Origin of the sequence: Pseudoalteromonas sp. OFAV1 (assembly GCF_021532595.1) — a bacterium.
GTDB classification, from domain to species: Bacteria; Pseudomonadota; Gammaproteobacteria; order Enterobacterales; family Alteromonadaceae; genus Pseudoalteromonas; species Pseudoalteromonas lipolytica_C.
On the sequence record NZ_JAKGBG010000021.1, the window covers coordinates 42,565 to 66,989 of the forward strand.

The 24,425-nt window shown below is 41.4% G+C and carries 23 protein-coding genes and 1 pseudogene; 14 read left to right on the forward strand and 10 right to left on the reverse strand.

The window, feature by feature from the left end:
- Positions 1–4 precede the first annotated feature (4 nt).
- From L1267_RS13005 to L1267_RS13035, 7 genes are all read right to left on the reverse strand, one after another.
- On the reverse strand, positions 5–460 hold the full coding sequence (locus L1267_RS13005; protein WP_135923302.1) for a hypothetical protein: 456 nt from the start codon (positions 458–460) through the stop codon (positions 5–7).
- A gap of 142 nt (positions 461–602) precedes the next feature.
- Entirely contained in the window at positions 603–3,707 is a 3,105-nt protein-coding gene (locus tag L1267_RS13010) for an efflux RND transporter permease subunit (protein ID WP_235383123.1), read from the reverse strand.
- Positions 3,704–5,161: an efflux RND transporter periplasmic adaptor subunit gene (locus L1267_RS13015; protein WP_235383124.1), complete on the reverse strand. Its 1,458-nt coding sequence runs from the start codon at positions 5,159–5,161 to the stop codon at positions 3,704–3,706. Before L1267_RS13015 ends, L1267_RS13010 begins: the two co-directional genes overlap by 4 nt.
- Positions 5,154–6,476, reverse strand: coding sequence for a TolC family protein (locus L1267_RS13020; protein WP_235383125.1), 1,323 nt, complete (start codon positions 6,474–6,476; stop codon positions 5,154–5,156). The genes L1267_RS13015 and L1267_RS13020 overlap by 8 nt, the downstream gene beginning before the upstream one ends.
- A 104-nt stretch (positions 6,477–6,580) precedes the next feature.
- Positions 6,581–6,934 (reverse strand): hypothetical protein, encoded by a 354-nt coding sequence (locus tag L1267_RS13025; protein ID WP_138556696.1) that lies wholly within the window; start codon positions 6,932–6,934, stop codon positions 6,581–6,583.
- A gap of 43 nt (positions 6,935–6,977) precedes the next feature.
- Positions 6,978–7,592 carry a paraquat-inducible protein A gene (locus tag L1267_RS13030; RefSeq protein WP_135923297.1) on the reverse strand — a complete coding sequence of 205 codons (615 nt, stop codon included), beginning with the start codon at positions 7,590–7,592 and terminating at the stop codon, positions 6,978–6,980.
- 53 nt (positions 7,593–7,645) lie between these two features.
- Positions 7,646–8,923, reverse strand: coding sequence for an EAL and HDOD domain-containing protein (locus tag L1267_RS13035; RefSeq protein ID WP_235383126.1), 1,278 nt, complete (start codon positions 8,921–8,923; stop codon positions 7,646–7,648).
- A 112-nt stretch (positions 8,924–9,035) separates the two neighbouring features.
- Between L1267_RS13035 and L1267_RS13040 the strand changes: the two genes are divergently transcribed.
- The 3 genes from L1267_RS13040 (at position 9,036) to L1267_RS13050 (ending at position 11,360) form a co-directional block, all read left to right on the forward strand.
- Complete coding sequence (locus L1267_RS13040; RefSeq protein WP_235383127.1) at positions 9,036–9,791, forward strand: substrate-binding periplasmic protein; 756 nt, start codon at positions 9,036–9,038, stop codon at positions 9,789–9,791.
- An 80-nt stretch (positions 9,792–9,871) separates the two neighbouring features.
- Positions 9,872–10,438, forward strand: a complete 567-nt coding sequence (locus tag L1267_RS13045; RefSeq protein WP_235383128.1) for a PhnA domain-containing protein — start codon at positions 9,872–9,874, stop codon at positions 10,436–10,438.
- A gap of 112 nt (positions 10,439–10,550) precedes the next feature.
- Positions 10,551–11,360: an META domain-containing protein gene (locus tag L1267_RS13050; RefSeq protein WP_235383129.1), complete on the forward strand. Its 810-nt coding sequence runs from the start codon at positions 10,551–10,553 to the stop codon at positions 11,358–11,360.
- Between the two features lie 101 nt (positions 11,361–11,461).
- On the opposite strand, the gene L1267_RS13055 is transcribed toward L1267_RS13050, so the two are convergent.
- Positions 11,462–12,301, reverse strand: coding sequence for a 23S rRNA (adenine(2030)-N(6))-methyltransferase RlmJ (locus tag L1267_RS13055; protein ID WP_235383130.1), 840 nt, complete (start codon positions 12,299–12,301; stop codon positions 11,462–11,464).
- Between the two features lie 230 nt (positions 12,302–12,531).
- Between L1267_RS13055 and L1267_RS13060 the strand changes: the two genes are divergently transcribed.
- The 10 genes from L1267_RS13060 (at position 12,532) to L1267_RS13105 (ending at position 19,255) form a co-directional block, all read left to right on the forward strand.
- Positions 12,532–12,762 carry a DUF904 domain-containing protein gene (locus tag L1267_RS13060; RefSeq protein ID WP_130050403.1) on the forward strand — a complete coding sequence of 77 codons (231 nt, stop codon included), beginning with the start codon at positions 12,532–12,534 and terminating at the stop codon, positions 12,760–12,762.
- Positions 12,762–13,049: a cell division protein ZapA gene (locus L1267_RS13065; protein WP_135923292.1), complete on the forward strand. Its 288-nt coding sequence runs from the start codon at positions 12,762–12,764 to the stop codon at positions 13,047–13,049. The genes L1267_RS13060 and L1267_RS13065 overlap by 1 nt, the downstream gene beginning before the upstream one ends.
- A gap of 64 nt (positions 13,050–13,113) precedes the next feature.
- Positions 13,114–14,100 (forward strand): MBL fold metallo-hydrolase, encoded by a 987-nt coding sequence (locus L1267_RS13070; protein ID WP_235383131.1) that lies wholly within the window; start codon positions 13,114–13,116, stop codon positions 14,098–14,100.
- A 43-nt stretch (positions 14,101–14,143) separates the two neighbouring features.
- Positions 14,144–15,628 carry a LysM peptidoglycan-binding domain-containing protein gene (locus L1267_RS13075; protein ID WP_425343218.1) on the forward strand — a complete coding sequence of 495 codons (1,485 nt, stop codon included), beginning with the start codon at positions 14,144–14,146 and terminating at the stop codon, positions 15,626–15,628.
- Positions 15,629–15,692: 64 nt separating this feature from the next.
- Positions 15,693–16,181, forward strand: coding sequence for an FKBP-type peptidyl-prolyl cis-trans isomerase (locus L1267_RS13080; RefSeq protein ID WP_135923289.1), 489 nt, complete (start codon positions 15,693–15,695; stop codon positions 16,179–16,181).
- 9 nt (positions 16,182–16,190) lie between these two features.
- Entirely contained in the window at positions 16,191–16,916 is a 726-nt protein-coding gene (locus tag L1267_RS13085; RefSeq protein WP_135923288.1) for an SDR family NAD(P)-dependent oxidoreductase, read from the forward strand.
- Positions 16,913–17,755 carry an amidohydrolase family protein gene (locus tag L1267_RS13090; RefSeq protein WP_235383132.1) on the forward strand — a complete coding sequence of 281 codons (843 nt, stop codon included), beginning with the start codon at positions 16,913–16,915 and terminating at the stop codon, positions 17,753–17,755. Before L1267_RS13085 ends, L1267_RS13090 begins: the two co-directional genes overlap by 4 nt.
- 57 nt (positions 17,756–17,812) lie before the next feature.
- Entirely contained in the window at positions 17,813–18,190 is a 378-nt protein-coding gene (locus L1267_RS13095; protein WP_235383133.1) for a hypothetical protein, read from the forward strand.
- Between the two features lie 152 nt (positions 18,191–18,342).
- The gene (locus L1267_RS13100) at positions 18,343–18,705 is read left to right on the forward strand and encodes a hypothetical protein (RefSeq protein ID WP_135923286.1); all 363 of its coding nucleotides are present in this window, start codon (positions 18,343–18,345) and stop codon (positions 18,703–18,705) included.
- Between the two features lie 70 nt (positions 18,706–18,775).
- Entirely contained in the window at positions 18,776–19,255 is a 480-nt protein-coding gene (locus L1267_RS13105) for a hypothetical protein (RefSeq protein ID WP_199527645.1), read from the forward strand.
- 1 nt (position 19,256) lies between these two features.
- Here the strand turns inward: L1267_RS13105 and L1267_RS13110 are convergent, their stop codons facing one another.
- Complete coding sequence (locus L1267_RS13110) at positions 19,257–21,821, reverse strand: protein kinase domain-containing protein (protein ID WP_328247684.1); 2,565 nt, start codon at positions 21,819–21,821, stop codon at positions 19,257–19,259.
- A gap of 120 nt (positions 21,822–21,941) precedes the next feature.
- Between L1267_RS13110 and L1267_RS13115 the strand changes: the two genes are divergently transcribed.
- Complete coding sequence (locus L1267_RS13115) at positions 21,942–22,892, forward strand: FHA domain-containing protein (protein WP_235383135.1); 951 nt, start codon at positions 21,942–21,944, stop codon at positions 22,890–22,892.
- Between the two features lie 118 nt (positions 22,893–23,010).
- On the opposite strand, the pseudogene L1267_RS13120 reads toward L1267_RS13115, so the two are convergent.
- A pseudogene (locus L1267_RS13120) lies at positions 23,011–24,425 on the reverse strand (TonB-dependent receptor); the annotation flags it as partial.

Genomic DNA, 24,425 nt, shown 5'->3' on the forward strand with positions numbered 1-24,425 from the left:
TCGATTACATATCCATATGACGGTTTGAGCTTTGCATCATTTGCTTAAGACCTTGATGTTCAAGCTCTAGTAAACGCTCGAGCTTTTCAATCGTTGCAGCAGTTTCGGCACGCGATACAAGGTATTCATATAAATCAATAACCTTTTGATGCTGTGTCGTTAAATATACTTGAATGGCCTTTTCATCAATTTTTTGATCAGTACTAATATCATCAAACGTGATCAAATCTGGGTTGTCTGAAAAGTACTCGTAGCAATAAGTATCCAGTGTGTTCAGTTCTGTAATGGCTTTAAAGCCAACCAGATCTTCTGCCAATTTTTTCTCGTATTGCAGATAATACTCCACCAGCATTTGATTGTGCTCGTCCAGTAAGTCTTTAACATTATGGAAGTTGGCCGCCATTTGGGTATGAAATAACACGGTCCAATCATAAACTTGCTGTATTGTTTTAACTTGCATGTGCATTCCTTATCAAAATCAATTTAATAAGACACTGCATAAATCACACCAGTAAAAAACGCTTTAATTATCATAACTTTAAAAACAAAATGTGTAACTTGTAGCAAGTAAAAGCGTACAAGTTACACACTGACTGTAAAATTTATAGATCTCGTTTACGCCAAATAAAATAAAGCGCAGGTAACACAAGTAGCGTTAAAACAATGGCACTGAGCATTCCGCCAACCATAGGTGCTGCTATTCGGCTCATCACTTCACTACCCGTTCCAGTGCCATAAAGCACCGGCAGTAAACCGATAATAATGGTGGCAACTGTCATCATTACAGGTCTCACCCGAAGGCCCGCACCATTGATGATTGCTTGGCGCAGCTCTGTAACCGTAAATTGTGCTGATTGCGCTTTAGCATCTTGATAAGCTTGGTTAAGATAAACCAGCATGATCACGCCAATTTCTACTGCGACCCCAGCTAAGGCTATAAAGCCGACTCCAACGGCTACCGAGAAGTTAAAACCTTCAAGGTACATCAACCAAATACCCCCAATCATTGCAAGCGGTAAAGTCAACATGATCATTGCTACCTCAGTAAAGCTTCTAAAATTGAGGTATAACAGCACCACAATAATTGCCAAGGTTAATGGCAATACGTAGCTAAGCTTAGCTTTAGCACGCTCCATATACTCATATTGCCCCGCCCAAGTAATTGAGTAACCAGCTGGTAGCTCGAGTTGCTCATGCAGCGCTTGTTGCGCACGCTCAACATAACTGCCGATATCACTGCCTTCAATGTCGATTAAGCTCCAGCCATTAATGCGGGCATTTTCACTTTTAATACCCGGCGGGCCATCTTCGATAAAGACATGGGCTACATCAGCCAATGCGATACGCTGTCCGTTTGGTGTCACTATCGGTAACAACTTAAGCTCTTCTGGCGAGTCACGATAATCTTGCGGGTAACGCAAGTTAACAGGGTAACGCTCTTGCCCTTCAACGGTTTCGGTCACATTCATACCGCCGATAGCAGTAGCAACAACCTGTTGTACATCAGCAATATTCAAACCATAACGCGCTGCTTTTTCACGGTTGATATCGACTTTGATGTAGCGACCGCCGGCAACACGCTCAGAGTAAACCGAAGCCGTGCCCGGTAAGTCTTTTAAGATGACTTCAATTTGCTCACCGATTTTTTGAATTTCACTCAGCTTTGGACCAGCAACTTTGATCCCCACAGGCGTTTTAATACCAGTGGCAAGCATGTCGATTCGCGTTTTGATTGGCATAACCCACGCATTGGTAAGCCCTGGGAACTTAACCAGATTATCGAGCTCTTTTTTCAGTTTCTCGGTTGTCATGCCCTCGCGCCACTGTGACTTTGGCTTTAACTGAATAAAGGTTTCGATCATGGTGAGTGGCGCCGGATCTGTTGCAGTATCTGCACGACCTACCTTACCGAATACCGACTCGACCTCTGGCACACTGGCAATTAACTTATCGGTCTGCTGTAAGATTTCACGGGCCTTACCTATTGAAATACCCGGGTAAGTAGTTGGCATGTACATTAAGTCGCCCTCATCAAGGGGAGGAATAAACTCACTACCAATTTTATTAACTGGGTAAAAACCAATAGCAGCCAAAACCACAGCGAGTAACAGAGTTGTTTTCGGCGCTTTTAATACTGCATTTAATAAGGGTTTATACGCTGCCACCAATAACCGGTTAACAGGGTTTTTCTGCTCCGATATAACCTTACCGCGAATAAAGTAGCCCATTAGCACCGGCACCAATGTAATGGCTAAACCAGCCGAGGCCGCCATGGCATAGGTTTTTGTATAAGCCAGTGGCGAGAACATACGGCCTTCTTGTGCTTCTAGAATAAACACTGGCATAAAGCTGACGGTGATAATTAATAAACTAAAGAATAACGCGGGCCCGACTTCTGCGGCTGAGTCCATCACCACTTGCCAACGGTTTTCATCGGTCAGTGGGGTTTTCTCCATATGCTTATGCATATTTTCTATCATCACGATAGCACCATCTGTCATTGCACCAATAGCAATCGCTATCCCACCAAGCGACATGATATTAGCGTTTATACCTTGCCAATACATCACCAAAAAAGCCGTTAAAATACCCATTGGCAACGTAATAATGGCTACGATCGATGAACGTATATGGAATAAAAACACCACACACACTAAGGCCACGACGATTAATTCTTCAATTAACTTTGAGCTTAAGTTATCAAGCGCTTGGGTAATAAGGTTTGAGCGGTCGTACACTGGGATGATTTCAACCCCCTCAGGCAAGCCTTTTTTGAGCGACTCTAGCTTCTCTTTTACAAGTTTGATGGTTGCTTCGGCGTTTTCTCCAAAGCGCATCACCACCACACCACCAGTTACTTCGCCCTCGCCGTTAAGCTCGGCAATACCACGGCGCATTTGCGGCCCAAGTTTTATATCAGCCACATCGCGTAATTGCAGTGGCGTGCCATTGGCATTAGTACCCAGCGGAATAGCCTCTAAATCGGCGACACTTTTGATGTAACCTGTGCTCGATACCATGTATTCTGCTTCTGCCATTTCGACCACAGAAGCACCACGCTCTTGGTTACCTTGCTTAATTGCTGTTTGAATTAAACTTAGCGGAATACCATAAGCACGCAATTTATCGGGGTCGACATTCACCTGATACTGCTTAACCATACCGCCAACAGACGCTACTTCTGATACGCCCGGCACCGTTTGCAGCTCAAACTTTAAAAACCAATCTTGCAGGCTTCGTAGCTGGCTAATATCATGCTTACCGGTTTTATCCACCAGCGCATACAAGTAAATCCAGCCTACCCCTGTTGCATCAGGGCCAAGTTCAGGCCTCGCTGAATCCGGTAAGCGAGCACTTACTTGACTCAAATATTCTTGTACTCGACTACGGGCCCAGTAAAGATCGGTGTCTTCATTAAAAATAACGTATACATAAGAGTCACCAAAAAACGAAAAGCCCCTTACCGTTTCAGCACCCGGCACCGACAACATGGCTGTGGTGATCGGAAACGTTACTTGATCTTGCACCACTTGTGGCGCTTGTCCTGGGTAGGACGTTTTTACAATAACCTGTATATCAGATAAGTCAGGCAAGGCATCAACTGGGGTATTCTTTAAAGAAAAAATCCCAAAGCCCGCCAACATTAAAGACAGCAGTAATACAAAGAAGCGATTACCGACTGACCAACGGATCACGGCTGCTATCATTGCATTTCTCCTTGCATAGGGTGGCTCATGGTCATAATGTCAAAAATCACAAACTCACCATCAACCAGCTTAAAGGTAAAATGCACTTCATCATCGCTTTGCAAACTAGACATATCGATGCGTGGCGAAAAATGAAACTCCATGGTTGCTGCATCTCGCCCCCATTTAGGGATGGCTTCGCGACTGATCACGGCAGTTCGGGCTTCGCGGTCAATGCTGTTGATCACGCCATTGACCATTGCACTATCAGTATCCGGCTCTTGCATACGCATAAAGTCAGAGCTTTTGCTTGATTCGGAATCTATTAAGAACTGCGCTGAAACCACTACGTTATCGTCTTTCAATAAGCCTGATAAAATTTCGACATCGTGATTATCACTACGACCTAGCGTCACGGCGACTGATTTAAAGCGCCCTTCACCTAAATCAATGACGACACGGTCTTGGCTACCGGTGCGGATCACCGCTTCTTTTGCGATGACTAATTGCGGCTCAGTCGGCTTGGTAGTAATGCTCACTTCAGCAAACATATTTGGTTTTAGTAAGCCATCTTGGTTGGCAAAACGTAAGCGCACGCGAAGAGTACGGTTTTTCTCATCAAGGGTTGGGTAAATATAATCGACCTCGCCCTGCCATCGTTTACCCGGTACGTAATCTAATGTCATAGTAACTGGCAAGCCTTTATGGATAAGCCCTGCTTGGCGCTCGAAAACTTCCGCCTCAACCCACACTTCTTCTAGGTGAGCAATACTCATCATGGTTGTGCCAGGTTTTACGAAGAAGCCTTCGCGGATATTTAGCTCATCCAATACGCCACTTTGCTTGGCATAAAAGGTAATGTTTTGTCTGACCTTTTGGCTTTGCTCTAATCGCGCAATAAAATCGTCAGAAACATTCAGTGAGGCTAAGCGTGCTTTGGCCGCACGTATAAGCACTGCGTTGTTACGTTTAAGGGCAAGCAGTAGCTCTTCTTGTGCGTTCACTAACTGTGGAGAATACAAGGTATAAAGTGGCTCGCCTTGCTTAACTTGGTCACCTGCAGCTTTTACATATAAGGTTTCTATCCAACCTTCGACACGAGGGTGAATATGCACGAGTTGGTCTTGGTCGTATTGCACATAACCAACCGTATCAACGGTCGTTTGTAATGATTTAAAGCGTACGGGCGCTGTTCTTACCCCTAAGTTATTAACGACCGCGGATGAGATCCTCACAGTACCTGGGCTGTCTTCAGCGCTACTTTGCTCCTCATAAACGGGGACTAATTCCATACCCATTGGCGATAAACCCGGTTCATCACGGCGATAATTGCTGTCCATAGGCGCCACCCAATATAGCGGCTTTTTCTCAGCGCTTGGCATAGCTTCATGATCTGGCTCAGCTAGTTTATTTACAGCCGTTGCCAATGCCGCACCTACCGCCAAGGCGATAACTAATTTCACTGTATTATTCATTGCTAGCTCCTTGGCTTTGTGCTGCATTTATTTGGTTATCTTTTGCTGCTGCGTAATAGTTAAGGCGAGCGAGGGTGATTTGTTTGTCTATTTCGATGTTTAACGCATCAATTTTTGCGTTAAGTTCGCTGATACGTGCGCGCATCACTTCTGAAAAGTCACCATCATCGTTGGTGTAAGCATTTAAAGTCGCTTCGGCTTGCTCTGCCATTTGCGGTAATAGCTGCTGTTGATACAGTGCTTTGCGCTGGGCTAGTCGGCTCAACTGGCTAAGCTCTTTAAAATACTGACCTTGCAATTTTTGTAGGGTAATAAGTTTGTTGGTTTTTACTGCCTCTGCACTAGCTATTGCGGCATTGACTTGTTGATCTTGACGGTTATCAGTGAACAGCGGTAAATCAACACTAACCCCTATAGAGAACAAGTCAGCGCGAGAGTCACCCATAAGTGTATCGTCACGATAGCCATAGCCTAGGTTCATACCAAATTGCGGCTTATACGCTTCTTTAGCCACTTGCACTTGGGTGTTTTTAGCACGCATTGCATGATCAATAGCAATAATTGCCGGGTGACTCATCAACACTTCAGTCACCCCAGACGGTTCAAGCTCTTGATAAGGCATTAGTGCAGCCACCTTAGTATTGTCATCGCTCACTGCACCGTTTAGCATTTCAATAGGTAGCCATTGTGCTAGTCGCTTTTTGGCACTATCAAACTGTTGCTCTAACATCACCAGCTTATCTTCAAGCCGAGTCAGCTCTAGCTGAGCGCGAATAATATCCTGCTGGCGAGTTGCGCCAAGTGTATTGGCATAGCTTGCTTCTGTAATATCAATAAGTTGATTAAATAAGGCTTTATCTTGGTTGATCAGTTGAATGCTTTTTTGCGCGCGATAGGCATTTAGCCATGCTTCGCTAACAATGGCTTTAACCTGCGCTTGGCGGTCTGCACGCAGCCAAGGGTATTGCTCAGCTGATTGTTTCAATGCTTGCTGCTGTAGGGCAAGGCTATCACCTCGGCTAAATTGTTGTGACAAGCCCACTTTGAATTGCGTCATACCTTCTTGATCAAAGGCAAAACCATCGGTTGGTAAATTCATTAGCCCAACGGTTAATACTGGATCTGGCAAGGTACCGGCCGCAATGCTTTGCGCTTCTATCGCCTGTTGCTGGTATTTATTTGCCTGTAACCAAGGCTCGTGAGTCAATGCATAATCAATCACCTGATTGAGTGCCAACGGCTCTGCTTTCACTAAACTTGAGGTTACCAATACTGCGCCAAGAGAAAGCGCCTTAATCAATTTGCTGTGAATCATCACATGCTCCAAAAATCTTAAAAATGGTTAAAAAACAATAGATTTTGGTTGCAGGATGAGGTGTATTTCAGCGTTTTGCTAAATTTTAGACAGACCTATCCTGCTTAAGCAGTAATAGGTGGACGATATAAAGAACTTACACGGAAACTAAGCTGGCTGGCGCCTAACACTGTGACTTTTTCTGATTGCTTAATTGATTTAACAACTAAATCATTTAGCGGCAGGAGTGAGTGAGCTGTACAGGCATTGAACGGACACGCACAATCGCTGGTATCCATTACGTCTTCATGGCAACAGTCCATATCACTCATGTCGCTGTCAGCGCTCATAGTAGCATGATGGTCCATTTGCATGCTGGCATGTGGCATATCACATACCATAGCAACAGACGCAACTGACTGACCCACAAAAGTGAGCAGCATCATAGCTATCAATAAGTAGCTTGAAAGTCGCGTCATCATCATACCTTAAAAATTAGTTGCCCAAATTGTAGCCCGAAATTTACGCGCTCGACAAGGGTTTATCTGTTTTAATGCTACTGCTGGCAGCAATAGCAAACAGGCAATAACCAGTAAAATACCAAAATCCATCGCCTAATTCGGCATGCATTTTTATCAGTTCGCCCATTTGTCCATCGGCGTTACCAGCCAAATAAGACACGATTAATGCAATCACAAACACATCAACCATGCTCCATTTACTTAAGCCTTGTATGAGTTGACCGAGTAAATGCTTAAATCTATTCATCGGTAAAAAACAATAAAGCAATTGCATCAGGAGTTTTAAAGTGGGAATAACAATCGAGAACACCGCAACCAGCGCGGCAACAAGGTAGTTTTTGTTATTGGCAAGCTCATTTACTGTGCCCCAAATGCTGCGCGTTTTTTTGTAGGCATCGATTTCGCCTTCAAGCTTATCAAGCCCCAACATGCTTGATGCCATCATTAGTACACTACGCGTATTGCGATCGCCTTCATCGGCAATCATTTCAATACCTGTTTTAGCAAGCTTCGATTTATCTATTTTACCTTCTAAGGTTAAAACTGGTCTCGTCACGCCCGGTATAAGTAAAGCTAACGCCGCAATAATCATTACAATGGGGAAAAAAACACGCATATTGATAACCCTTACCTGTAAACATTGCGGGCATCATAGCTAACTTAACGAGATTAGTCTGCAACCGATGCTAAAGTGTCAAACACATTGTCAGCATAGGCACGAGCGTCATACATTGCACGATACACAATATCCATATTCGCTGCTGGACGAATTATCTTTAGTAACTTGGTTGCTGTTTGCCACTGTTCTTTTTCCATGGCTATAACAAGCTGCAAACTGGCTCCTTGCATTCCATCAAACTTAACCAGTGCACTTGTAAGTTCTGCTCCAAGCGAGAACTCTTTAACAACCGCATCAAGCTTTACATCTAAAATAGCGTCCAATACAGACAAAAGACCCACTAAATAGCCTTGCTCCGAAAGCTCTTTACCCGCAGGTTCAAGCATCAGTGATATAAATTTAGCACGAGTTAAACCAAGCTTAGTTAACTCTTGCGGTTTATCGTTCCCTAACTCGCTTAGTGCTAATACACGAACAAATTGCCTAATTGCATCTTCACCTAAATAAATAACCGCCTGCGAAATTGAGCGAATTGTCTGTTGTGTACTGCTGGTTCGTGCGTTTACCAGCCTTAAGATTCTAGCTGTTAAGGCAATATCTTTGGCTACACGTTGCTGGATTTGGTCAAAATTTAGAGCAGTTTGAGCAGTGCAGCTGAGTAACTCTAGAACAGCCACTTTTGAAGGCTCCACATTACCAAACCTTAGCAATTCTGGCTTCGCAAAAAAATACCCTTGAAATAAATCACAACCAGCCGCTTTTAATTGTTGAAAATCTTCGTAGCTTTCTACTCTCTCAACAATAACTTTTGCTTTTGGGTAGCTGCGTTTAAGCTTTTTAACCGTCATATTGGTTTTAATGATTGGGTCAGCAGCCTCTATTTTTATGAAGTCCATTAATGGCAATACATCTTGCCACTTATCATCACCGTCGTAGTCGTCTAAAGCAAAAAGGTAACCATCTTGCTTTAATTGTTTAACTCGACCAATAATTTGCGGGATACTTGTCGCACGCTCGACAATTTCTATCACAGCACTGGTTGGCTGCAACAACTTTGGAAAGTCATCTAAAATAGCGTCAGTTGATAAGTTGATAAATGCTGGTTGAAAACCTGTAAGCTTCTCTAACCCCATCAACATCAAGGCATTGAAAAACAATCGACCTGTAGCTTGACCATCACTGGTCCCCACCGGAAAGACATTATCATTTGATTCCCTGTACAATAACTCATAGGCATACAGGCTTCTGTCAGCATTAAATATTGGCTGCCGGGCTATATACTGCGTCATGCTCTGACTTTTGTTACCTTCCATACTTAATTCTGACATTATACATCTCGCTCAGATACTGTCCCCCCACTTTACTCCTGTTCTTAGTATAGTGAAAGCTGAACACCTTGCTAAAAAATAAAAACCCGACCACACTAGGCACATGAAAACGATGTCAAATAATCCATTGCCCCTAATTTACTCGGCTTTCTTAGTTTTATTACTTCTTTCACGGTCTGTACAAGCGGAACAACCACCCGTACTTAAATACAATGTCACGGGATCTGGAAACTATTTCCCATATTACACAAACGATAAACGTGAACCGGGGATATTGCCTGAAATTATCATGCGAGTTATGCAGCTCGCTGACATACAAGCAAAACATGTAGAGCTGCCAGCCAAACGTACCGTTAAATATCTTCATCTTGGGCACATCGACTTTGATGTAATTAGCCTTGAATGGTTAAGCCAAACCGAAAAGCAAAACCCACAATTTATTTATTCAGATAGCTTATTTACCATTGAAGAATACCTAGTAAGTTTGAAAAATAATGTGACCAATTGGCAACAGCTTGAGGCCATAAAAAACAAACCTGTTGGTACTATACTTGGCTATTATTACTACGACGACAACCACTTTAAACGGGTCGATTTTAGTTCTGAAAAGCAACTTATTGAGGCTCTAAAACTAAAACGTATTGAGGTAGTCATTCTAGATAAACTGCCTGCGCTGTATTGGGCTCAGCAATTTAATGCTGATATCGACTTTGGCGCGCTACACTCGCTTGGTAACCTAAAAATTCGCCTACGTGCTGAACACCAAGCATTGCTACCAAAGATAAATATGGCTATCGATGAGTTAAAACAATCCGGCCGCCTTGATGCCATCATCAACAAATATACGAAAAACATACCCCCACAATAACTAAGGATATTCCGCTTTGGACCTACTTTTGCTATACTGCGCGCTGTTTTTCTTACCTTGTTAACTTAAAAGAGCCTCCTATGAGCATTGAACAAGCCCTTATCGAACGCAGTAATAACCAATGTGAACTTTGTACTAATACAGCTAACCTATCTGTTTACGAAGTCCCCCCTGTTACAGAGGCTCATTCAGACAAGTGCATTTATGTGTGCCAAACCTGTAAAGACCAAATTGACAATAGCGCAGAGCTAACAGCAAACCATTGGCACTGCCTAAACGATAGCATGTGGAGTCAAACACCCGCTGTGCAAGTTGTGGCTTATCGCATGTTAAAACGCTTAGCTGCGGATAATGGTTGGGCACAAGACGCGCTAGACATGATTTACCTTGAAGAAGATACCCTTAAATGGGCGCAAATGGCCCTTGCCGAAGAAGATGACATTAAACATATCGATAGCAATGGTGTGGTTCTTCAAGCTGGTGACACCGTTACACTGATTAAAGATCTTGACGTAAAAGGCAGTAGCCTAGTTGCAAAACGAGGCACAGCTGTTAGAAATATCGGCCTGACTAGCAACCCTGAACACATCGAAGGGCGCGTAGAAGGTCAGCGTATTGTTATTCTCACTAAGTACGTGAAAAAATAATACATGAAATAAATGGGCCTTGTGCCCATTTTCAATTAATTAAGCTATGATTAAGTCAGCGAACTTTATGCTTTTCTAATTATTTACATAGTGTAACGCAAGGAAAATAATCATGGCTTCGGATACCTTCTCATCTTTAAAAAACGCCTCTATTTGTAGTCTTATGCTGTTAGGTAGCAGCGTTGTATTAACGGGTTGTGGGGACAATTCTAGTACCCAAAAAGCAGAGCAATCTACAATGAAAACTCTTACTACTGAGGTTACTTACTTAGATCGCAGCATGTTACCACCAGGCTCAGTACTAAAGGTGCAACTTGCTGATGTTTCAAAAATGGACGCAAAAGCTGATGTAATCAGCGAGCAAGAGATTGAACTAAATGGTGCACCACCTTACACTGTGGCTCTTGAATATGATGATAGTAAAATCGTTGATCGTCACCGTTACAGCGTAAGTGCTCGCATCGAAAACCAAGGTAAATTGCTTTATATCAGCACTACTCATAACAATCCATTTGTCGAAGATGAAACTGCTGAGGTTTATAAAGTAACCGTTTCTAAAGTATCTGCTAAAAAGCCAGATGTTACTTTGGTAAACACTTACTGGAAAGCTATCACCATTAATGATGAAGCAGTGACGGTCGAAACCAAAGAGCCTTTTATTCAATTCAAAGAAGATGGCTCAACCAATGGTTTCTTGGGCTGCAATAATTTCTCTGGTAGCTATGAAGTCAGTGGCCAAACTCTGACCTTTAACCCATTAGCAAGCACCGAAAAAATGTGTATTTCGCAAATGGATATCGAAGCAGCTATGTCTGCAGCTTTAGCTGCGACTGCTCAATTTACAATAAATGGTGAAAAGCTCATATTGCTTGATGATAGTAGCGAACCTGTTGCTACCTTTGCAGCCACTTATATGAACTAAATAAAGCAACCTAAACTTTATATAAACAACTATAAAGATAAATTTAGGCAACGCATAAAAAGCCCAACAGTGATTGTTGGGCTTTTTATATGGAAAACAATTTACTCTTCAACTAACTGTTCACTGCGATAAAAACCACTGCTATCACTCAGTAATGAAACAAGTTCTGGTAATACCGCATCCATTGTTTGCTTTAATTTCCATGGCGGGTTGATCACTATCATACCCGATGCTGTCATGCCATGAACGTCGGTATCGGCCTCAGTTGCTAATTCAAAAAGTTGAATATTGCGCATACCCGACGCAATTAATCCAGCTTCCATTCTATCGATTCGTTCACGGTCGACTACCGGATACCAAATCATATATGTGCCTGTTGCGAAACGTTTATGTGCTTTGACAAGCGTTTTTACAACAGTGTCATAGTCATCTTTAATTTCATATGGAGGGTCAATCAATACACACGCACGCCGAGAGGCTGGTGGTAACAAGCCTACCAAGCCTTGAAAACCATTTTCGCCACGCACGCGAATTGAACGCTTTCCTTTCATGTTGTCTTGCAAAAGCTGTAAGTCGCGCGGATGTAATTCAAAAAACCAGCCATTATCTTGGCGGCGTAGGAAGTGCTCTGCAATTTTCGGTGAGCCTGGGTAAAAATCTAAATTACCATTTTCATTAAACAACTTAATAAGCTCAATATAGTCATTTAGTTCCGCATGTTCACTACGGTGATGCCAAAGCTTGGCGATGCCATCTAAATATTCTTGTGTTTTTTGTGCATCACTACCAGCAAGTTCAAAAAAACCTGCACCAGAATGCGTATCCACATAATCGAGTGGCTTATCTTTGATAGTTTGGTATTTAAGTACTTCAGCTAAAACAAGGTGTTTTAAAACATCGGCAGGATTGCCCGCATGGAAAGAATGTCGATAACTAAGCATATTTATAAGTCGCCAGATGCAAAAGCTGCATTAAAAATGAATAGTCATATTGTACATGATAAACAGAAAATGTGGCGCTTCAGTGAACCATAAATGAATAAAAAAGCCATTACACTGAATTACGCCTTAATAATAAATAAAAATCTGCTAAAACAGCCGTAAATGCTGGCATATCAAGGCACTTTCCTTTACATTTGCATGACAATAATCACAGTTTTATGAGCGCATTTATGAATAACGAAACTCTTTCCCAACTCGAACAACTGATCGACAAATTAATCCTTCGCAACAGTGAACTTGAAAGCGAAGTTAAAAGCTTACAAGAACAAACAGCAAAACTGTTAGATGAAAACGAAACTCTGCAACTTGAAGTTCTCGAAAACGAAGAGAAACAAAAAGATGCTAGCAGTACACTTACCGGTCTGCTTGAGAAATTACAAAGCGTTCAACAGGCTAGCTAATGAGCTCCCCACAAAGTCAGCGAGTCACTGTCGAGCTACTGGGTAAGGAACATGAATTCTCTTGCCCACAAGGGCAAGAGCATGCCCTTATAGCCGCAGCTCAAAATTTAAATGACTTGGTGGAGCAAATGAAACAACGCTCAACAGTTCGTAATGAACAAAACGCTTTGCTAATGGCTGCATTACATTTAAGTCATGAATTGCTTGAAGTGAAATCGCAACAAGCAAAACAAGAACAGCAACATGACAGTTTAATTGATAAACTCAGCCAACATCTCGATCCCTAAAAAGCGCACACAGCGCTTTTTTGTTTACAATCGATCATATTCACTCATATTCGAGCAAATAAATATGCGAATTGCTGCTGCATTACTTTTTTTATTTACTGGGTTAAACGCACAAGCAAATGTTAGCTGGCATACAATCACGCCTGAAATTCAATTTTTAAAACAACAAAGTAAGTTACGCTTTTATGATTCAAACCAAGTACTCATTGAAGGAAAAAAGTGTGCTTTGATGGTAGATGCAAGCGGTAACTTTGCAGAAGTTGAAAGCCTTGCCAAGCAATTAAAACAACGTTTAAAAACCCCCTTATGTTATCTAGTGGCGAGTCATTTTCACGATGACCACTTGTTAGGGTTAGCCGTATTACAAGCTGAATTTCCTGATGCCAAACTAATTGTACATCAGCAAGTGGCTAGTGAATTTGCAGCAATGCAACAAGCATTAAAAGATAAACTAGATGGTTATGAAAAAAGTATTGAGCTTAGCTACCAACGCTTGGCGAATCAGCCTGAAGATCAGCAAACTATTTGGCGAGACAAATTAACCCTTGCTAAACAACGTTTATTTCGCTGGCGAGAGCTTAGTTTAAACCCACCAGCCATAAGCGTATCAAAGCAGACTAGTCTTGAATTAGGTCACTACCCTATTACATTAACGCCTTATCGGGCTCACACTCAAGGTGACTTAACCATTACCGCTGATCATGGCAGAGTGTTAGTTGGTGCAGATATCGTTGATAGCTTACCCTACCCTGGTCATGGCGAATTAGAAAACTGGCTAGCAGCGCTCAAAAAAATTCACAATAACACTGAGCTCGTGACTATTTTACCCGGCCATGGCGAACAGCTAAATACAGCAGAACTAGCTAAACCAATCGCATTTTTAAACGCAATTATTACCCTTACAAAAGCGCAGCCAGATAAATCGGTTGAGGAGTTAATTGAGCTTTTTCCTGAACAGATCAAACAGCAATATCAGCTTGATGAAATTGGTAATCGGGCATTCACTATGTTTCTAGAAGCTGGACTTAAGAAGGCCAAATTGTCAAAATAGCGCTAAAATAATAAAAGGATTTTATTATATGGCTCGTATAAAATTGAAAGACATACTTTTGCTGAGCTTTATTATTGGCTTACAAGGATGCCAACTTACTCAGCAAGACACTGCTCAGGAACACTCAGAGCGGCCAGCTATCTTCAGCCACTATGAACCTGACTTAGCCCCCCAACTCGAAGTAAACGAGTTTATCGTGGCGACGCCCCAAATAAAGGTGTCACCAAAAGAGCCTGTGCCAGTAAATAATACTCCATTACCAACTGCACGTGCCGAAGAGTTATGGCAACACATTGCGAATAATTTAAGCCTTGTTTTCCAAACCAATGCACATACTACCGCTCGTCTTAAATGGTATTTAGCACAACCTAATTACTTACTGAAAGTTAACAAACGTGCTGCGCCTTACCTGTATCATATTGTCCGCCGTGTAGAGCAACAAAAGTTACCAATGGAGTTGGCATTATTACCTTTTGTAGAAAGTGACTTCAGGCCTACAATTCGCTCATCAGAACATGCCGTAGGGGTGTGGCAATTAGTTGGAGCAACCGCCTATCACTTTGGCATACAAAGCGATCAATGGTATGACGGTCGTCAAGATGTATTAGCCTCAACTGATGCTGCTTTGGCCTATCTACGTTACTTACATAAACGGTTTGATGGTAACTGGCTGCATGCTTTAGCAGCTTACAATAGTGGCGAAGGCAGAGTAAAAAAAGCCATAGCAAAAAACAAACGCTTGGGTAAAAAAACAGATTATTGGTCTCTTTCATTACCTCAAGAAACTGCCGACTATATCCCAAAGTTAATGGCACTGAGTTATTTACTAAAACATCCTGAACTCGGCCTTAAGCGCCCAAGGCTAGCAAATAAAGCACTGACTACTGAGTTTAATATCGGCCAGCAGTTCGATTTTTCAGTTATTGCTAGTTTGTCAGGGGTGGGGCGTAAACAGCTACACAAATTGAACCCTGGTTATTTAAAAAACCAAAGCTCTCCAAACGGCCCCCATACCTTACTCCTGCCTGTCGAGCAACAAACCTTGTTGCAAAGTAAGCTATTTAGAAATAATTTTGCTGGAGAGTACACGGTACAAAAAGGTGATACGTTATACAGCATCGCCACCCGCTTTGGTATGCAAGTAGCTGATTTAAAAAAGATGAATAACAAGTCTTCGAACTTAATTAAAATTGGCGAGCAGTTGAGTTTAACAAAGCCTCACACCATGCCAAAATCACTCATCGTGGATTACGATATTAGTCCTTACTTAGAGCAACAAGAAGATGTGGTATCAACTATTGCAGTTAATTACCAAGTAAAACCTGGGGACTCTATTTGGAGTATCAGTCAGCTTTACGATGTTCCTCACAAAGATGTTGCAAAGTGGAATAAACTAACCGCCACCAGCATAATTAAACCTGGCACCATACTCACTTTGCACTTGCCACAAATAATGCAGCCCGAGCCGCAAGCATCAGCCAGCGAAGTAATGTTATCTGGTATTGAAAGCTCATTGAAAAAGCCTTGATTGCTCAGCCAAAGCGCTTAGCGTAAAATCAACGCTTATATTTTAAATTCTAAAGAGTAATAACATGCAAATCAGTAAAGACGCAGTGGTTGAGTTTCACTACACTTTGAGTGAAGCGGGCGAGCAAATTGAATCTAGCAAAGATGGCGAGCCACTTTCATATATCCATGGCACTGAAGGCATGCTTCCGGGTCTTGAAAAAGCGCTTGAAGGAAAAACTACTGGCGATAACTTCAGCGTAACACTTGAGCCTAGCGAATCTTACGGCGAACGCGTTGACGATCTGATCCAACGTATTCCACTTAAGCACTTACAAGGCAACACAAAAGTGTGGAAGCCAGGTATGACTGCTATTGTTCATTCAAACCAAGGTCGTCATCAAGTAACGATCGTTAAAGTAGGTCGTTTCAATGCAGATTGTGACTTAAACCACCCATTTGCTGGTAAAACACTGACTTTTGACGTTGAAGTGCTTAATGTTCGCCAAGCAACAGCCGAAGAGTTATCACACGGTCATGTGCACGGTGAAGGCGGCTGTGGCCACAGCCACTAAGGGTAAATGATGACAAACGTTGCAATTGTCACAGGCGGCAGTAAAGGTATTGGCAAAGCGATTGTTGAGCGTTTAGAGCGTGAAGCTTACACCGTTTATAATTTAGATATCACCCCATCTGAGGGCAATTATCGCCACTGTGACGTTAGTGATATTCAGCAGGTGAAGTCGGTTATCGCCGATATCATTGCCGAGACGGGTCGCGTTGATGCCTTAGTATCCAATGCAGGTCGTCATTTGAGTGCCAACATTGAAAACACTGATGAAGCAACGTTTGATGCCCTGTTTGCGCTCAATGTAAAAGGTGCTTATGCTGCAATTCAAGCCGTATTACCTAGCATGAAAAGCCAGCAAGGTGGCAGCATTGTATTGGTTGCTTCTGATCAGGCAATTATTGGCAAACCAAATTCGTTTGCTTATAACCTAACCAAGCATGCACTGGCTTCAATGGCAAAAACCACAGCACTGGATTATGCCGCGTTTAACATTCGTGCTAACGCGGTTTGTCCGGGCACGATAGAAACGCCGCTTTTCCATAATGCGATTGATGCATATTGTCAGCAAAGTGGTGCCAACAAAGCTGAGGTTGTTGCTGAAGAAGCTGCGCTGCAACCTTTAGGTCGCTTAGGGCAACCAGAAGAAATTGCCGCTTTGGTGAACTTTTTAATCAGTCCTGAAGCGAGCTTTATCACTGGTAGCTTGCAAAGCATTGATGGTGGATACACCACACAATGAGCGACAAGATTATTGACCCCCATGTGCACTTTTTTAACCTCACTGAGGGTCAATATACTTGGCTTCAAGGCAACACTCCTCCTGCTTGGCCAAACCTCGATAAAATTAAAGCGCAAACAACCGCTGCAGAGCTTAAAGCAGCGTGTCCATTTCAACTAGAAGCACTGGTGCATATTGAAGCAGGCTTCGACAACCAAGCGCCGGTCAATGAGCTTAACTGGCTTAGCAAACACTTGAAAAGTATGCCCTATAAAGCAATTAGCTTTAGCGCCATTAATGCTCCTAGCAATCAGTTTATCGCTGCAATGTCAGCCTTAGAGCAACCTCAACTTGCTGGCATTCGTGATATAACCGAAGGGAGTGACTCAATGCGTTTATTAGACCCGCATTGCCAAGAGAACCTTGCTTATCTTGCTAGTAAACACTTAATATTTGAAGCTCAGTTCGAGATTGAAAATCAACAGGTAACCGAACAGTTACTGCATTACTGTCGTGCTATTCCTAAATTACAGGTGGTTATAAATCATTTAGGCTTTATTAATAATGAGCAAAACTGGCTACGTGCGATTATAAAATTAAGTCGCTGCGATAATATCGTGATTAAGTTTTCTGGTTTAGAATTTACAACGCTCGCGGCCAATAAGCACCGCTGGTTACTGGATCAACTGTTAAACTATTTTGGTGAACATCGAATCATGTTTGCCAGTAACTTCCCTGTTTGCCAAATCAATACCAGCTATGAGCAATGTTGGCAGCATTATTTTTCATTGTGTAAACAGTACAATGTATGGCAACAACTCAGTTTTAAAAATGCCCGTGCAATCTATCTAATTGATTAGAAGCTGACTATATTCAATATAATAACCTTTATTAGGCACTGTAAACTTAATGGAGCTATGATGAGAGCCCATCTAACCTGTATCTTGCTACTTAGTGTTTTGTTTGGCTGTAGTTCACATACCCAACAACCAACCCCTAAACTTCAACACGCACGCGTTACTGAGCCACAAAGCACCTTAATAGCACAAGGCATTTCAAGGTTAATGCACAGTAAGCCTATTCAGGTATCCGACGAGGCATTTATCAATAGCAGCATACTTGTCATCGAAAGCTTGAATGGCGTTGATATACAAGGGAATCCACTCAGCGGTTCACATCCAAATATACCAGAACGCTTTGAGCTGTTGATTAAAAACCAAATCTGCTTTGTTCGCCATTTAGATAGTAAAGCAACCGAGCCACTGCCTTTGGTAAAATGCAAACCAATCAATTGATATTAAAACAAAATACCATCATGTAATAATCTGTAATAACAAGCTGTAATAGAACTACCTATCCTTTTCCTTGCACAAACAGGCAAACAGCAAATTACCTATTTAGAGATTTGTTTGTTGCCACTTCAAAATTATGCAAGGAGAATTTGACTATGTGTGACAGCGATAAAAATACCAACTTAGTACCCGATCTAACCAAAGATCATTCTATTAGTTTAGCGACCAGCGAGACGGCAGCTAATCAACCTCTTGAGTTTCATCCATCCACGTTAGCCGCACAGATTTCAGCGTGCGTTGGCGCCAGTTATGAAAATGGCAAAATTTGCGTTAATTTTCCAGTAGTCGGCAATATCTGTTTTTCAGTAAGTTTACCAATTCCAAGCGGTACATCGGTTAAAGTATGTATGCAAACGTGTGGATTTCGCTTTGGTGTTCCTCCATTTAATGGAATTAAAGCAACGGTATACGCAAATAATAGTCCGCTATGGAGCGGCACAATTTGGGGTTCTTGTTAAACAACCTATAGTTATAGCTGCTTATGAATTAAATAAGCAGCTCCTCAATTAGAAAACAGGATTTTATATCATGAACGATCTTAGCTTTTTTGTTATTCCCAATGACAACGGCCCATGGGAAATCACTTCTCAGTCTGGCGCGAGTGCCGAAGAAATTAAAATTAACTACAAAGATCTACTTGCAGGTGACAGCCTGAACCTCTATTACGAACTTGCTAAAGAATCCGATTGGAGTTTCGCCGAAAATGGCAGTTACTTCTCTGATGCTAAAGACAATTTCAACTATCAACTCAACAGTATTGTCGCAAATAATGGCAAAGTATTGATTGTCACTATTTCGAACATTTTACCTCATCAAGCATTATCAAAAGAGCTAGCAAAATTATTAGCTAACAGTCCAAATAAGGCTATTGCAGGACAATTAGATCAAAAAGCAAATTATGAGATCAATTTTCGACTAATTGCCAAAAGAGATGGAGATATTAACTCGCTTATGCGTTACTTCTCTCAAGATCCTCGTGTCATCATTGAGGACATGGAGCCAACCTAATTTATAAATGCGCAGAGTCTATCTCTGCGCTTTTATTATGATTACATAAAAATAAATAATGAGACTGACCAATTAAAGTGGCGAGTTTACGCTCGGAACATAACGGTTTAAACCAACCTAAGCGATAAAAAACTGGGCTCCAGCCCAGCTTAATGCTTTGCTCTATTGACGCTAGCGCTGAGTATTTTTCATTTAGTACACTTTGAAGTATTGCTTTAACAAAATATGCTTCTGCCAGATCAGGTTGCGCAATTAATACCTGTTCAATTTGATTCATAGCATATTGATTTTGCTCTAGATGAATCAATACCTGCGCTTTTTCTAATTGTTCAGCAATATTCTTTGGCGAAGCATCAAGGCGCTTATTAATTCTTGCATATAAGGAGAGTGCCTCATCAGTCTGGCCCTTTAAATAAAGTAAGTCAGCGTAATTTAGCTGCAAGGTAGATGTTTCTGACGCTAATAGCATAGCTCGATTCGCAAATATTAATGCCTCATCTAACTCGCCTTGCAAGGAGAGAACGATAGAGTAATTACTAAGTATAGAAGGACTCTGCTGCCCTGAATCAATTAATTTTTGATAATGTTGTTGCGCCTCTTTTAATTCTCCAGATAACAATGAAATATCAGCCAATGTTTTTAGCGTCACAATATCCGAAGGGTTGTAGCGTAAAACCTCTTTTAAATAAGTGGCAGCTTCAGCACGTTGTCCTTGAATGAGGTAAGCAATCGCTAGATTTCTTGTTGCGAGCAAAGTTGGTCTAAGTGTGTATGCATTGCGAGCATGCGTTAATGCGCTTTCTAGATCGCCAATTCGATTATAGTAAACAGCTAAAATACTCTGCTTTTGATATGCCTCTAATGATGAGTTTTGAATTTGCTTAATAACCTTATAAGCTTTACTTTGCTCACCTGCGTGTTGATATATTTCCAACAAATCAATTAAGTAAGCTGGGCTTTCACGATAAGATTCGGGTGAATTATCTAGCTGAGTTTGTAGCTCTTTTATAAGCGCAATATTTTGCGTCATCTTATAAAGTCGCAACATAATTTTTCGATAAAGCGGGTAAAGAGGTTTAAAATCAGCACGCTGAAAAAGCAACGACTCTGCTATTGATTTCTCTACTTTAGAGCTTTCCAAGTTATTGGCAACGAGTGCCACAAGTGACACATATTTATCAACAAATTCATCAGACAAGGATAACTGACTGTGCTCAGCAACCTTTACATCAAGCAAGCTCTGCACCGAAGAAAGTGCCGAATTGTATATATTTAGATAGTTTTCTTTATCTGTCGCGGTACGATATTTACTCACTACTGTGGCATTTTGATCAAGCTGACTCAAACTAAAATCACACGACAAAGGATTGCAGTCTAGTTTTGGTACTAATAACTTTGATGCACCGAGTGCACTTGCCAACCCGCTCAAACTAGCTTCTTTTCCCACTACGTTTTGTGTTTGTTTAATTTCTTGTTCTGAAATCAAAGCATAATGCCGACTCTCCAACAATAACTCAGTTACTGCGTCAGTGACTCCCAAGTTAAGTAACCTCTTTTGTGTTTCTGTCACTTCGCTTGTCGATGTAAAATCAATTGGTAAAAGCGCAATATACTCCTTCGTTTGCATCGCCAAATAAGCCCAAATCAGCAAACCAAAACACACTGTAAAGCCGATTAAGTACATAAGCCTTTTATCAACTAGGGGGACGCTTTGCTGCTTTTCGATATCTTTCACTTCAACAGTAGGGCAATCAAAACTGAGCGTTGCTAAAATACTTTTAAACTGTGCGGCTACCAAGCCCGCACTTGTTGGTCTATTTTCTGGTTTAAAGGCCAATAACTTTTTAATTAGTACTGCCAAATCGGGTGATATAGTATAAATAGATTCATAATTTGCACGGCAAGGGGATGATTTTATTGCTGCAGCAATATCTTGATCTGCTGTACTTTTAGCTTGATTTATATAAGCATGAACATCACTAAATAACTGATATGCCATTAACCCCAATGAAAATAGGTCGCTGCGAAAATCTAATGTCTCGTTATTAAGTTGTTCTGGTGACATTGCTTTCAAACTACCAAAACTTGTAGTCTGTGTGTTTATGTCTTTGTGCTTTATTTTTGAAATACCAAAGTCTGCAATTTTCACTGCACCATTTTCACTGATCAATACATTGGCGGGCTTTAAATCGAGATGCAGAATCTCTTTTTCATGAATACCTGCTAAGCCATCACAAATATGCGAAAGTATATCTATTTTCTCAGTTATACTGAGCTGCCGCTCTTTTATTAGATGTGCAAGTGTGGTCCCTTTAACGTATTCCATTTCTAATAAAACCTGTTCATCCTCATGAAGGATTCTATAGAGCTGCACGATATTTGGGTGATTAAAGCTTGCAATGAGCTGTGCTTCGTTTATGGCACGTTGAACATTGTCACTCTTTAGCTTCATGACTTTAAGTACAACTTGCCTGTTCAGTTGCACGTCTGTCGCAAGGTATATTGTGCTCATCCCTCCTTGCGCCAGTACTTGTACCTGTTTATAGTAATCCTTTAATAAAAACACAAACAACTCGGTCAGTTAAGTGCATATTTATTAGTTTAGCCCTCAATGTTAATTAAAAGCAAAATAAATGATAATAAAATGCTAATATAAAATAATTTCTCCATATATAAGGATGTATTTATGGCAGTACTTACCTGTAAAGACTCTGGTAAAAGCATTTATTTACGCGACTTCCATCGCTTTGGCCGTTTAGCTCATTCTGTAGATACACTATTAAATTATCCAGAAATCACTCGGATACATGCTGTGATTGAGTGGGTTGAGCCACATTGGTACATTCGTGATTTGAGTAAAAATGGCGTGTGGCTTAATGGTAGAAAGCTTGAAAAACACAGCAAATCTCAATTAGCTTTAAATGATAAAATCAGCTTTTCTGAACTTAATAAGGTAACTTATCAATTAACCTCAATTGAGCCACCGAAGGATCTTTTATTACCCGTTGCTAATGATTCGCTTGATGCTATTGTACTGGAACGATATCACTTTCTGCCTAACAACCACGACCCCGTAATAATCGTCTACTTTGATCCTCACAATTACATGTGGTGCTTCGAAAGTACCGATGATCACCAGGTCTCTCCCCTCGAAGAAGGTCAAACCATAGCTATCGACGGTCAACAGTGGCAGTTGTTTAAAGCTGAAATGACCTCACAAGAAAACACGATTGACCTAAGCCCTATCTCCACCAATGATTTAGAATTTATCTTCAGCTTAAGCTTAGACGAAGAACAAACTGAGTTAAAAGTGAAGCACAATGATGGACTACAAGACTTTGATGTACGCTCGCATCATTACCTCACCGTGTTATTAGCGCGCTATAAACTAGCAGATATTAAAAATAAATTTGCACCCGAGGTGCAAGGCTGGGTGCAAGTAAAAAAACTAGCCCGCGATTTAGGTATTAATGAATGCCATGTCAATATTCAAATCCACCGTGCTCGTAAGCAATTTATTGAATCATTTAATAATATGTCAGCAGATACACTTATTGAACGTAAGCGAGGAAAAGTTCGCTTTGGTGGTGAGCATTATGTGATTTACAAAGGACAGGCATGTGAATCAACAGAATAGCCTGATAAATCGGCTGTTGTATCACAGTTGCAAGGCGATGACAGCAGTAAAAGTAGATATAAAAAAAGCCCTTACGGGCTTTTTTAGTCAGGGGACAATCAAATTGATTGTTCTTATATTAGAAGCGAGCTTCAAAACCTAAACGCACATAGCGAGGTGCTTGCCATGTATACGCTGAACCATAATAAGAGTTAACTTCACCCTCATTTTGTTCATAGTGCTCATTAGCTGATGTGATTTCTTGGCTATTAAGAACGTTGAATACATTAATAGTCGCACGCATATCAATATCAGATACTGTGAAGTTATATGCAGCTGATAAATCTAAGTTAAATGTCCATGGAGTACGGCCTGCTGTACCACGGCTATGTTTTTCATAGATTTTTTCGTCTTGTTGACATTCACCATCACCATTCGTGTCTGGGCACTCATTCGTATAGATGTAGAAAGTATCACCCCAGCCACCATTTAGGTTTGGATCTTTTGATGGGTAACCTTGACCAAATAGGCTTTGTGGACGACCACTTTGAAGTGTTGCATTCCAACCAACAGTTAAGTTTTCAACTGGCTCCCAACTACCGAAGAACTTAAAGGTATGACGACGATCGTTAGGTTGATAACCTTGTGAACCATCCATTACTGCTGGGAAGTCGAAGTCTTGCGTAATACCTGCATCAGCTTGACCGATGTCTGATTTAACAGCACCTTCGAAGTTACCTACACTACGTGCCCAAGTATAACCAAATTGATAACGGATAGTTTCTGCGCGGTAATCTAAGCTGAATTCAACTGATGTATACTCATTATTTGCTTTCGGTAAGCCGATTGTTTCAGCTGAGTAAGTTGTCAGTGAACCTTCGTCAGGAACACCATCATTATCAAAGCTTGAGTCACCCCAATCAGTACCATTCCAGTAGTAACCATCGCTGTACCAGCTTGATGTTGAACCTGGATTAATCATGACGCAATATGGGTATGCATAACGGCCACAGTAATCATCAAGTGCAGTTGCAACTTCACGATAGGTACCTTTCAGACCCACTGTATATTCATCGTTAAGCGCTTGTTGTACACCAAGGATGTACTCATCTTTAGAGAACGGATCGGCTTCTTTTGCTTGGAAAATATCTTTTTCAGGGATAACTGGTACACCACTTACTTGTTGTGAATTAGTTAAACCACCACTTCCGATAGCGTCAGCCAAAGGAGCAAGTCCTGTTGGTGCACCTGTTGTTGGATCAACCCCAGTATATGTGTATGCAGTTGTAATATCACTTACACCTGATGCTGCGCGGAAAATCGTGTTATTTGCAACAGGTAGGTAGTAACGGCCGTAAGTACCATAAACTTTCGTATCACCTGTACCTGTTGGATCCCAGGTAAAACCTAAGCGCGGTGCAATATCAGTTTTGAAGCTCGTTAATAACTTACCTGTAGTACCCCAACTATCGAACTCATCGATACGTAAACCAACTTTCACAGCAAAGTCATCAGTTACCTGCCAGTTATCTTCAAGATAGTAAGCTGTTAATT

What these genes read in the sequence shown, in the direction of transcription:
- L1267_RS13005 (WP_135923302.1), bottom strand. Translation starts at nt 460, where the DNA reads ATGCAAGTTAAAACAATACAGCAAGTTTATGATTGGACCGTGTTATTT.
- L1267_RS13010 (WP_235383123.1), bottom strand. Translation starts at nt 3,707, where the DNA reads ATGATAGCAGCCGTGATCCGTTGGTCAGTCGGTAATCGCTTCTTTGTA.
- L1267_RS13015 (WP_235383124.1), bottom strand. Translation starts at nt 5,161, where the DNA reads ATGAATAATACAGTGAAATTAGTTATCGCCTTGGCGGTAGGTGCGGCA.
- L1267_RS13020 (WP_235383125.1), bottom strand. Translation starts at nt 6,476, where the DNA reads ATGATTCACAGCAAATTGATTAAGGCGCTTTCTCTTGGCGCAGTATTG.
- L1267_RS13025 (WP_138556696.1), bottom strand. Translation starts at nt 6,934, where the DNA reads ATGACGCGACTTTCAAGCTACTTATTGATAGCTATGATGCTGCTCACT.
- L1267_RS13030 (WP_135923297.1), bottom strand. Translation starts at nt 7,592, where the DNA reads ATGCGTGTTTTTTTCCCCATTGTAATGATTATTGCGGCGTTAGCTTTA.
- L1267_RS13035 (WP_235383126.1), bottom strand. Translation starts at nt 8,923, where the DNA reads ATGTCAGAATTAAGTATGGAAGGTAACAAAAGTCAGAGCATGACGCAG.
- L1267_RS13040 (WP_235383127.1), top strand. Translation starts at nt 9,036, where the DNA reads ATGTCAAATAATCCATTGCCCCTAATTTACTCGGCTTTCTTAGTTTTA.
- L1267_RS13045 (WP_235383128.1), top strand. Translation starts at nt 9,872, where the DNA reads ATGAGCATTGAACAAGCCCTTATCGAACGCAGTAATAACCAATGTGAA.
- L1267_RS13050 (WP_235383129.1), top strand. Translation starts at nt 10,551, where the DNA reads ATGGCTTCGGATACCTTCTCATCTTTAAAAAACGCCTCTATTTGTAGT.
- L1267_RS13055 (WP_235383130.1), bottom strand. Translation starts at nt 12,301, where the DNA reads ATGCTTAGTTATCGACATTCTTTCCATGCGGGCAATCCTGCCGATGTT.
- L1267_RS13060 (WP_130050403.1), top strand. Translation starts at nt 12,532, where the DNA reads ATGAATAACGAAACTCTTTCCCAACTCGAACAACTGATCGACAAATTA.
- L1267_RS13065 (WP_135923292.1), top strand. Translation starts at nt 12,762, where the DNA reads ATGAGCTCCCCACAAAGTCAGCGAGTCACTGTCGAGCTACTGGGTAAG.
- L1267_RS13070 (WP_235383131.1), top strand. Translation starts at nt 13,114, where the DNA reads ATGCGAATTGCTGCTGCATTACTTTTTTTATTTACTGGGTTAAACGCA.
- L1267_RS13080 (WP_135923289.1), top strand. Translation starts at nt 15,693, where the DNA reads ATGCAAATCAGTAAAGACGCAGTGGTTGAGTTTCACTACACTTTGAGT.
- L1267_RS13085 (WP_135923288.1), top strand. Translation starts at nt 16,191, where the DNA reads ATGACAAACGTTGCAATTGTCACAGGCGGCAGTAAAGGTATTGGCAAA.
- L1267_RS13090 (WP_235383132.1), top strand. Translation starts at nt 16,913, where the DNA reads ATGAGCGACAAGATTATTGACCCCCATGTGCACTTTTTTAACCTCACT.
- L1267_RS13095 (WP_235383133.1), top strand. Translation starts at nt 17,813, where the DNA reads ATGATGAGAGCCCATCTAACCTGTATCTTGCTACTTAGTGTTTTGTTT.
- L1267_RS13100 (WP_135923286.1), top strand. Translation starts at nt 18,343, where the DNA reads ATGTGTGACAGCGATAAAAATACCAACTTAGTACCCGATCTAACCAAA.
- L1267_RS13105 (WP_199527645.1), top strand. Translation starts at nt 18,776, where the DNA reads ATGAACGATCTTAGCTTTTTTGTTATTCCCAATGACAACGGCCCATGG.
- L1267_RS13115 (WP_235383135.1), top strand. Translation starts at nt 21,942, where the DNA reads ATGGCAGTACTTACCTGTAAAGACTCTGGTAAAAGCATTTATTTACGC.